We start from the raw sequence: 9637 nt of genomic DNA, 5'->3' as shown, positions 1-9637 counted from the left end.
CCTTTCCCCATACCCAATGCCCCATAATCAATACCCAATGCTCAATGTACAGAAAATAGAGTTATGCTAATTTTTATGAAGATTTAATACTTGGGCGAGGGCACGATGAGTCTGCAACTTTCTCCGTCGGTTAAATATTGGCTGAACTTCTTTCATCCGCTAATTATGTGGGCGCTATTAGCAGTCTCAATTTATGCTGCCTACTTGGGCTTACAAGTACAGCGTACCAGAAATGCTCAAGGCGAAGAAAAGAAAGAACTAATTAAAGGTAGATATAACGTTAGACATTATCAAATCGGGTCTATACTCCTAGCTTTGATGGTGACAGGTGCAATTGGAGGGATGGCTGTCACTTACATCAATAATGGCAAGTTATTTGTAGGGCCTCACCTGCTAGCAGGGTTGGGGATGACTGGTCTGATTGCATTTTCGGCGGCTTTGTCTCCCTACATGCAAAAAGGAGCAAATTGGGCGCGTGCAACTCACATTTTGTTGAATTTCACGCTTTTAGGACTTTTTGCTTGGCAGGCTGTAACTGGAGTACAAATTATCCAAAGAATTCTTACTAAAGCATAATCATTTGTGATTCGTGATTTGTCATTTGTTATAAACCAATGACAAAAAACGAACAACTGTTAACAAATTTTTTGGATTTGTTTCACGCACGAGGGGTGAAACAAATCCAACATCCAAAATCTAAAATCTAAAATCAGTTGACTCACCGCTTTTTCTTGGAATTATTAGGAAAGGGTATTTGCAAAGATCGGTGAAAATCTTCTTGGACTTTGCGAGTTAAGCGGCGGGAGACTTGGCGGACGATTTGATTGAGTAAGCGATCGCCTGTAGATTGAATTAAAGATTTGGGTAATCGCTGAATAAATCTCGGAAAGTGTATGTAAACTACTAAATCCAATTCCCATTCAACTTTGGTCACGTCAGCAATATCAGTATAAATATCACTGACCACGTTTTCTGTTAATCTAAGAGATGCGCGGTAATCTACGTCATAACCAGGCGGTTGGTAGTCAGGAATCGGAATTGTACGGATGCGGTAAATACCCTCGTCTGGAGGTAATAGTTCTAAACCAATTTTTGGTTCTACTTCATAACCAAAAGAACCAAAACGACCAATTACCAGAGCATAGCCATTTTCCCCCAACGGTTGCACCTTCATGGGTTCAGCACAGCGCGAAAACCACGAACTGTGAGAATTCAGGTACTCAGCAACCTTGACTGCTGGAGCAAACATTTCCATACAGTCTTGATAACGACCATAAAATTTTGTGAACGTTTCTAAATTTCCTTGTGTTGATGTCTGGTTTGCTTCTTCTTGGCTGGATGCAACTGGTAAAAGTGCTTCTGTTATTTCCAAGGATTGATATTCGCCGTCTCTTAAAAGCATAAATACGTGACTGTATACTTGGGCGTTTGTCTATATTAATAATTCCCTGTTGATTTGCGTCGTTTCGCACAAGTATCCTATTTTGACAGAAACCTCAAGAATCTGCCATCAGCTCCATAGAATCACTAAAATAAAGAACTGAACAAGCACATAATAGTTTCCCAGGATAGCATTTCTCATGAAAGCATTTGTAGCAGGGGCAACGGGTGAAACAGGTCGCCGCATCGTGCAAGAATTGGTAGCGCGGAATATTCCCGTGCGGGCTTTAGTGAGGGATATAGAAAAAGCAAAGGGTATTGTATCTCCGGAAGCTGAATTGGTGGTAGGCGATGTCTTACAACCAGAAACTCTGACTGCTGCGCTGGGAGATAGCACAGTTGTGTTGGTTGCGACTGGGGCAAAACCCAGCTTTGACCCCACTGGCCCCTATAAAGTGGATTTTGAAGGTACGAAAAATTTAGTGGATGCTGCTAAAGCCAAGGGAATCGAGCATTTTGTCTTAGTTTCTTCTTTGTGTACATCTTTGTTGTTCCATCCACTAAACTTGTTTTGGCTGATTTTGGTGTGGAAAAAGCAAGCGGAAGAATACATCCAAAAAAGTGGTCTGACTTATACCATTGTGCGTCCTGGCGGGTTAAAGAATGAAGATAATACCGACTCCATTGTGATGCAGGGTGCTGATACGCTGTTTGACGGTAGCATTCCTCGGCAAAAAGTCGCTCAAGTTAGCGTCGAGGCGCTGCTGGAACCAGCTGCACGGAATAAAGTTGTGGAGATTGTAGCGAAACCTGAAGCAGCATCGAAAAGTTTTGCAGAGCTATTTCTACAGTGTTAGGTGAAAAGTTGACTGTTGACTGATGACTGTTGACTGATGAAAAGCGATCGCCTTCATGTAAAAGAGCGATCGCTATTTATCTTATTCTGATTAAAAAAAGAATTGCATTATATTTATTTTCTACTCTTTTTTTGAAGAATAATTAAATAAACAGTAGTTGAGGTAGTGATGTCTGTGCAATTGCTAAGACGGAAATTTACAGTTGAGCAATATCATAAAATGGTTGATTCGGGAATTCTTAAAGAAGATGACCGAGTTGAATTGATTCGGGGAGAAATTATTGAAATGTCGCCAATTGGGACAAAACACGCTGCTTGTGTAAATCCACTAGTTAATTTATTGGTGCAGCTATTGGGGAAACGCGCTATAGTTGCTGCTCAAAATCCAGTTGTGTTGAACAATAATTCAGAACCTCAGCCAGATGTGGCATTACTCAAACCTCGTGATGATTTCTATGCCACAGCACACCCCCAACCCCAGGATATTTTTTTATTAATTGAAGTGGCTGATTCGACTATTTTGTATGACCGGGAAGAGAAAATTCCTTTATATGCAGAAGCTAACATTATTGAAGTTTGGTTAGTAGATATTAACGAGGGAATTGTCGAAGTTTATCAACAACCAACAGCCGCAGGATATCATCATCTTCAAAAGTTAGCTAGCGGTCAAACTTTATCAATTCCAAGTTTCTCTGATGTCAGCATTACTGTTGATGAAATCTTTGGCAGATAAAATTACTTCTTTCTTTATTCCCCTGCCATTCCTTCAAAACGTAAAAAAAGCACTTTACCTGAAGAATCCTCAACTACAGAAAACTAGCATGGTAGATGCTGTAACAAATGTCTCCATCTATCTTTTGTCGCTTTAAATATTCAATCCACTCATCCATAATCCCCGCGTCCCCCGCACCCTTATCTTCTCTACGAGACGGTAAGAGCGAACGAGACGCTACGCGAAGGGGATCTTGCTACGCCTAGCGGCGACCACAGGAGAAGTTCAGATGCCTGCGGCAACCCTTTCGGTGTACGGACTTCTCTTTGTGTCCGCGTATCCCCGTGCCAGCCTCAATCATCCCCTTATTCAGCAATGCCTTTTTTCTAATGGGTATAACCTTACAACCATATAGATGCTTGGATATTTAAAGATAGCCGTGTATGGTATAGAAATGTATAGAATCTTGAAAAGATATAAAATATAGTTCTTAAATGCAAACTTTTTCAGTATCTTCCTCAATGCAGCTGTCTGTACCACCAAAACACTTGCAGCCTATGAAGATTGTCGCACTGGGGGACAGCTTAATATATGGATTTGGCGACCCGGAAAAAGGGGGATGGATTGAGCAACTACGGCGATGGTGGATGTTGCCGGATAGTGCGGGTCACGTTCTTTATAATTTAGGGGTCAGGGGCGATCGCACGCAACAAGTAGCTCAAAGGCTAGAAGTTGAATTTCGCCATCGCGGTGAGCTACGAAATCGTGTTCCCGATTTGATTATTTTATCAGTAGGGGTCAATGATTCAGCTCGTTTGGCGCGTCCTGATGGACGAAGTTACACAGATTTTGCTGTATTTGAAAAAGAAATCGCTTCTCTGTTGGATTTAGCACAGCAACTGTGTCCTGTGTTATTTGTCGGTATGGTGCCAGTGGATGAAGCTAAAATGCCATTTTTAGATTGCTTTTACTATAATCATAGCGATCAGTATCGCTACAAAGAAGCAACTCGCATTGCTTGTGAGAAACGGCAAATTCCCTATTTAGATATTTTTGATATGTGGATGGAACGCAGTGAAGCTTGGCGACTCAAACGCTTGAGTGATGACGGACTTCATCCCAACACACTAGGTTATCAAGCTTTGTTAGAAGATGTCATCAATTGGGATGCTCTTGCAAGTTATCATTCTCTAAGTTTGGTTACCACTTAAAACCATGCTAATTTTAGATTTTGAATTTTGGATTTTAGCTTCAATCCAAAATCCAAAATCTAACATCTAAAATCTAAAATTACTCTTATGACACCAACTTTACTAGGTCGCTGGCAAACTCGACTATTATTACTTGCAACTGTAGGCATACTGGTATCTTTACCCTTTGCAATGGGTTTGATTGGTTCTGGTGCTAATTCAGTTTATTTTTGGATACTTGGTTACATTGCCATCTTTGGCTTGGGTTGGGATGTAGTTTATAACTATCTGCAAAAATTCCGTTGGGACAGAGATTGGCCAGCAGTATATCAACTGTTAGCTGGTATTTGGGAATTATTGTTTGTGTTTTGTGGAATCAAAGTTTTTGGCTTTTTCCCAATACCTTTGCCTAAGGAAGAACTCTCACCAACAGATTTTTTATTGCACTATAGCATTGTCTGGTTAGCAGTTTTTATTACTTCCCAAAGCCTAATGCGAGTCGTATTTCTTCGTTGGCGTTTCCGGGGTGGAGAGTGGTTGTAATTTTTAATTGTTAATAGTTACATTTTATCTACGTTTCTAAATACTTATGTCTGTAGCCGTGTCTTGAAGCAATTTTTAACATAATAGAATACAGATAATAGTAGGGTAGCACAGTGTTGCTGCCCTATTTTGTATTCTATTTGGCACTTATGAGCATTACTGTGCTAAAAAAATATATCTGTATTATTATCTACCTGACTCAGATTTAATTTCCGCTTAATAAAGTACAATGTCAAATTTTGATTTGGTTATTCAGTTATTTCTGCAACTGACAGTAATTTTAGTGACTTGTCGCATAGTTACGATTTTAGGACGCCGCTATCTGGGACAAACTGATGTTGTTTGTGAAATGATTGCAGGTGTGATGTTAGGGCCGTCGCTTTTAGGTTTGATTGCACCAAATTTTCAACAATGGTTATTTCCTAAGCTGCCAATTATCACTGCTTTAGGAGATAAAATACCCAATCCATCGATGTCGATTTTATATGCTATCAGTCAAATTGGATTGGCAATTTATATGTTTTTGATTGGTTTAGAGTTTAATACAAAACTTTTAAAACATCATATTAAAAGTGCTGGTTTATTATCCGCTTCTGGGATTATTACTCCTTTTATTTTAGGAGCGATCGCTTCTTTTTTCTTATATCAAAATGGCAATTTCTTTCAACCAAAAGTAGTGCCTTGGTCTGCGGCTTTATATCTTGGTGCATCGATGACAATCACCGCTTTTCCGATGTTAGCTCGCATTCTTTACGAACGCGGACTCGCCCAAACTCGCTTCGGGACTTTGGCTTTAGGTGCAGCATCGGTGGATGATGGAGTTGCTTGGTGTTTGCTGGCCATCGTCCTTGCTAGTGTGAAAAATTCCATCAATATCGCCATTTTAGCAATTGGTGGTGGTATTTGCTACATTTTATTTGCAATTTTTATCGGGCAACGTTTACTTAAAGTCTTCACAAGCATGACAAAACGTGATGCAGGTGTGAGCAGACAAACTTTGACTTTGTTTTTGATAGTTTTGATGTTTTGTGCGTGGTTTACTGATATCACAGGTATCTATGCAATATTCGGTGCATTTGTGTTGGGAGCAGTAACGCCACGGGGGGAATTCGCCCAACAAATTCGCCAATATACAGAGTTTTTCACCACTTCTTTTTTGCTACCGATATTTTTTGTTTTTTCTGGATTGAATACACAAATTGGATTAGTAAACACCCCTGCATTATGGGGAATTACCATATTAATTGTAGCGATCGCAGTTATCGGTAAAGGCATTGCTTGTATGTTAGCCGCAAAATTAGCAGGAGAAAATTGGCGGGAATCAGCAATTATCGGTACTCTGATGAATGCTCGCGGTTTAATGGAGTTAATCATCCTGAATATTGGTCTTGAACAAGGTATAATTACCCCCACTTTATTCACTATCATGGTTATTATGGCGATAGTCACTACACTGATGGCATCGCCCTTAGTTGCCTTGTTGTTGCACGGTACAAGTTATGAAAAATTTACCGTTTAAGCACATCTATAAAGAATTAATTCCTGATAGTAACTGTAGCAAATTACTGAGTGTTGACTGTTAACTGTTGATTGTTGACTGAGAATAACCCTTGTCTTTAGAAGATTTGGGGTTTATTCCAATACGGTTGGGATCAGCAGTATAAACTTCCCTTGTAGTCTGGGAAAAGGTTAAGGGGTAAAGGATGTATTTGAAACCTTTCCCCTTTAACCCAACCGTATTGGGAGTTATTCTCTTCGTTTCTTCCTTGTATTGTGACCTCAAGAACTCATCTTGTTATCTTGGATTAACAGTAACTTACATCACAAATTAGAGAAAATTAGTCTTCAGTGTATCTGATAAATTTGACGGATAGTTCTTAATTCATAATTAAACTTACAAGCTTATAAATTGATTGAGACAGCGATTAATCCCTGAATTTGCAATTTAAAATTTGGAGTTTGTGGAATCTCTCGGTAAGAATAGGGGTTGACATTTTCCAATCTTTTAAACAATTATCTTAGGGAAACCAGATAGTTACTTTTGAGGAAACCATGCACACAGTTATTCTCGTTCTGGTTGAGGTACTGATTGTTATTGGACTTTCACGGCTAGTAGGGCTAGGATTTCGTTCTATTAAGCAACCACTGGTAATTGGTGAAATTGTCGCTGGGATTATGCTTGGGCCATCTTTATTTGGTTTAGTAGCTCCCCATGTAGCAGTTACCTTATTTCCACCAGAAACTATTCCTTTTCTAAATGTTTTGTCTCAAGTGGGACTAATATTTTTCATGTTTCTGATTGGATTAGAACTAAATCCAAAATACCTCAGCGGCCAGCTAGAAGTGGCAGTTTTAACTTCTCATGTCAGTATTTTGGTGCCTTTTTCCTTGGGAACATTACTAGCAGTGGTGCTTTATCCTCTGGTTTCCAACGCTAGTGTGTCGTTTACTGCCTTCGCCTTATTTTTGGGTGCGGCAATGTCCATTACTGCCTTTCCAGTATTGGCGCGAATTATTACTGAGAGTAATTTACAAGGAACGCGATTAGGAACCTTAGCGTTAACTTGTGCGGCGGTGGATGATGTCACAGCTTGGTGTTTATTAGCAGTAGCTATAGCTGTTGCTCGTACTGGCAATTTTGCTGGTGCAGTACCGACCATTATTGAGAGCATAGTCTATATCGGCTTCATGCTAACCCTGGGGCGTTGGTTTCTCGAAGGTCTTGCCAAACATTACCAACGTGCGGGACGCCTCAGCCAATTGCTGTTGGCTGGGATTTATATGGGGGTGGTTGCATCAGCATTAATCACTGAATTAATAGGCATTCATTTCATTTTTGGAGCATTTTTACTGGGAGCAGCAATGCCCAAAAATGAAGATTTAGTGCGGGAATTGGCAGTCAAAACCGAAGATTTCGTGCTGATATTCTTGCTGCCAATATTTTTTGCTTACAGTGGTTTGCGGACACAGATTGGCTTGCTAAATCGTCCAGAATTATGGCTGTTGTGTGCATTGGTTTTGGCAGTAGCGATCGCAGGTAAATATTTTGGTACTTACATTGCAGCTCGTGTTAGTGGCATTAATAAACGAGAAGCCTCGGCACTGGGTTGGTTAATGAATACTCGCGGCTTAACCGAGTTAATAGTGCTAAATATTGGTCTGGAGTTAGGAGTAATTTCCCCTTTAGTATTTACCATGCTGGTAATTATGGCGCTGGTAACTACATTTATGACCTCGCCATTGTTGGAATGGACATATCCGAAAAAACTCATCCGGTTAGATGTTGTAGAACCAGAGTTGCCAACAGAGACGGAAACACATTTAGGTACAGAAGATACCACTGTTGAAGATTTAACTTACACTCGTCCCTACCGGATTTTAGTACCAGTGGCTAATCCCAATACTCAAAAGGGCTTAGTACAGTTGGCAGTGGCAATTGCTCTCAACCATCAACAATCGGCTGTTGTACATCCCCTCAGCTTGATTGAATTTGAAGAAGACTATGCCTTTGAAAGTACCCCAGTTGAAGCAGACCGATTAATTGCCCAGCGCCGCCAGCAACTAGAAGAATTAATTAATACTCTCGAACCCCCACAAACACGCTCCTACGTGCATCCCATTGTTCGCACATCTAGCAATGTTGCACGGGAAACAGCCCAAATTGCTGTACTAGACCAAGTTGATTTAATTCTTGTAGGATGGCATCGCCCAGCCTTTAGTAGCAACCGCTTAGGGGGAAGAGTCGGTCAAATTCTTACCACTGCGCCAGTGGATGTAGCAGTATTTGTAGACCGGGGAAGCGAGCGATTAGAAAGCTTGTTAGTACCTTATTCTGCAAACATCCATGACGATTTAGCATTAATACTTGCTTTGAGACTGCTGATCAACCATGAAACTTGCATGTTGCAAGTTTTACACGTTTTACCAGAAAATCGCCTCCAGGAAGAATTGAGCTACGAATTGGACATCATGATGGAGCAATTGCCAACTAGTGTACGCGATCGCATAGAAATCAAATTTGTCCAAGCCGCAGATCCCATCCAAGCCGTGGTGGAAGCTTCAAAAAATGTAGACTTGACCATCGCAGGTACCAGTCGCACTTGGGGTATTGAGCGGCAAACCTTGGGAAGATACACAGACCAATTAGCCATTCAATGCCGTTCTTCCCTGCTGATTACCAGGCGCTACAGCCAAGTCACAGCTCATCTAGCTTCCGTGCTTCCTGAAGTTAGTAGTCAACAGCCAACAACTCAGGAATTGAAATTATGAATCACTTCAACTTCAAATCCTTAGCTTTTTACGGAGTAACCATTAGTTCAGTACTAATACTGTTTAAAACCGTAACTGCCTATGGAGAAAAAAATCTCAAAGCTCCTTTTTTACTGAGCGATCGCTATCGTCTAACACTAGCTGAAAATTTGCCCAACTGTGGAAAATCAGACACCTTGACATTAAACGTTGAGCAGTCAGGTATTTACTTAAATGCCTCTGTATTATCCGCAAACACCAACGCCGATATTAACCAAAAGCATCCCCTCATCGGCATCTTGAAGAATCAACAGTTGAATTTATCCGGCAAAGTTAACACATCGATTCTTTGCAATATCCCTCAATCCCAGAAAGATCCTCTCAACTCAGTCAAAATTCAAATGCAACTAATCGAAGGAGCCAGTATACCAGGACAATTAACTTTCAATGACATCCCACAACCTCTAAAATTTACTGCCGTGCCAGAAAAAGTTGAGGAAAAATCTCAAAAGTCTAACAGTCATTAAAAGGGCATTGGGCATCCCTTCTCTGCGAGACGCTACGCGAACGGCTTCGCTCAGGGCAAGTGGGCATTGGGCATTGGGCATTCATTGGGCACAAAAAAAAGGCTCCAGGGACTCCAGGGGCAGAGGGGCAGAGGAGAAAAAACTTGTACAACAACTCTCCCCATCTCCCCATCTCCCCATC

9 protein-coding genes are annotated in these 9637 nt (G+C 40.8%); 8 read left to right on the top strand and 1 reads right to left on the bottom strand.

Going from position 1 to position 9637, the window contains the following annotated elements; translation table 11 throughout:
• Window positions 1-105: 105 nt before the first annotated feature.
• Window positions 106-576 (top strand): DUF4079 domain-containing protein, encoded by a 471-nt coding sequence (locus tag GNE10_RS26990; protein WP_099071872.1) that lies wholly within the window; start codon window positions 106-108, stop codon window positions 574-576.
• Window positions 577-718: 142 nt separating this feature from the next.
• On the opposite strand, the gene GNE10_RS26985 is transcribed toward GNE10_RS26990, so the two are convergent.
• A complete protein-coding gene (locus GNE10_RS26985) occupies window positions 719-1402 on the bottom strand; it encodes a DUF1997 domain-containing protein (RefSeq protein WP_185568505.1) in 684 nt (227 codons plus the stop codon).
• Window positions 1403-1580: 178 nt separating this feature from the next.
• On the opposite strand from GNE10_RS26985, the gene GNE10_RS26980 reads away from it, so the two are divergent.
• From GNE10_RS26980 to GNE10_RS26950, 7 genes are all read left to right on the top strand, one after another.
• Window positions 1581-2237, top strand: a complete 657-nt coding sequence (locus GNE10_RS26980; protein ID WP_185568502.1) for an NAD(P)H-binding protein — start codon at window positions 1581-1583, stop codon at window positions 2235-2237.
• Between the two features lie 168 nt (window positions 2238-2405).
• Window positions 2406-2969, top strand: a complete 564-nt coding sequence (locus GNE10_RS26975; protein WP_185568499.1) for a Uma2 family endonuclease — start codon at window positions 2406-2408, stop codon at window positions 2967-2969.
• Between the two features lie 473 nt (window positions 2970-3442).
• Window positions 3443-4159, top strand: coding sequence for a GDSL-type esterase/lipase family protein (locus GNE10_RS26970; RefSeq protein WP_180267588.1), 717 nt, complete (start codon window positions 3443-3445; stop codon window positions 4157-4159).
• A gap of 87 nt (window positions 4160-4246) precedes the next feature.
• Window positions 4247-4681, top strand: a complete 435-nt coding sequence (locus GNE10_RS26965; protein ID WP_185568496.1) for a hypothetical protein — start codon at window positions 4247-4249, stop codon at window positions 4679-4681.
• A 229-nt stretch (window positions 4682-4910) separates the two neighbouring features.
• Window positions 4911-6200 (top strand): cation:proton antiporter, encoded by a 1290-nt coding sequence (locus tag GNE10_RS26960; protein WP_185568494.1) that lies wholly within the window; start codon window positions 4911-4913, stop codon window positions 6198-6200.
• A gap of 533 nt (window positions 6201-6733) precedes the next feature.
• Window positions 6734-8950 (top strand): cation:proton antiporter, encoded by a 2217-nt coding sequence (locus GNE10_RS26955; RefSeq protein WP_185568491.1) that lies wholly within the window; start codon window positions 6734-6736, stop codon window positions 8948-8950.
• The gene (locus GNE10_RS26950; RefSeq protein WP_185568488.1) at window positions 8947-9456 is read left to right on the top strand and encodes a hypothetical protein; all 510 of its coding nucleotides are present in this window, start codon (window positions 8947-8949) and stop codon (window positions 9454-9456) included. The genes GNE10_RS26955 and GNE10_RS26950 overlap by 4 nt, the downstream gene beginning before the upstream one ends.
• Window positions 9457-9637 lie beyond the last annotated feature (181 nt).

Source organism: Nostoc sp. 2RC, assembly GCF_014222165.1.
GTDB classification, from domain to species: domain Bacteria; phylum Cyanobacteriota; class Cyanobacteriia; order Cyanobacteriales; family Nostocaceae; genus Nostoc; species Nostoc linckia.
This window is presented reverse-complemented; position numbering and strand designations above follow the sequence as displayed.

Excerpts from the sequence above, each read along its gene's own strand:
- GNE10_RS26965 (WP_185568496.1), top strand. The coding sequence starts at position 4,247 with ATGACACCAACTTTACTAGGTCGCTGGCAAACTCGACTATTATTACTT.
- GNE10_RS26955 (WP_185568491.1), top strand. The coding sequence starts at position 6,734 with ATGCACACAGTTATTCTCGTTCTGGTTGAGGTACTGATTGTTATTGGA.
- GNE10_RS26960 (WP_185568494.1), top strand. The coding sequence starts at position 4,911 with ATGTCAAATTTTGATTTGGTTATTCAGTTATTTCTGCAACTGACAGTA.
- GNE10_RS26980 (WP_185568502.1), top strand. The coding sequence starts at position 1,581 with ATGAAAGCATTTGTAGCAGGGGCAACGGGTGAAACAGGTCGCCGCATC.
- GNE10_RS26970 (WP_180267588.1), top strand. The coding sequence starts at position 3,443 with ATGCAAACTTTTTCAGTATCTTCCTCAATGCAGCTGTCTGTACCACCA.
- GNE10_RS26975 (WP_185568499.1), top strand. The coding sequence starts at position 2,406 with ATGTCTGTGCAATTGCTAAGACGGAAATTTACAGTTGAGCAATATCAT.
- GNE10_RS26985 (WP_185568505.1), bottom strand. The coding sequence starts at position 1,402 with ATGCTTTTAAGAGACGGCGAATATCAATCCTTGGAAATAACAGAAGCA.
- GNE10_RS26990 (WP_099071872.1), top strand. The coding sequence starts at position 106 with ATGAGTCTGCAACTTTCTCCGTCGGTTAAATATTGGCTGAACTTCTTT.
- GNE10_RS26950 (WP_185568488.1), top strand. The coding sequence starts at position 8,947 with ATGAATCACTTCAACTTCAAATCCTTAGCTTTTTACGGAGTAACCATT.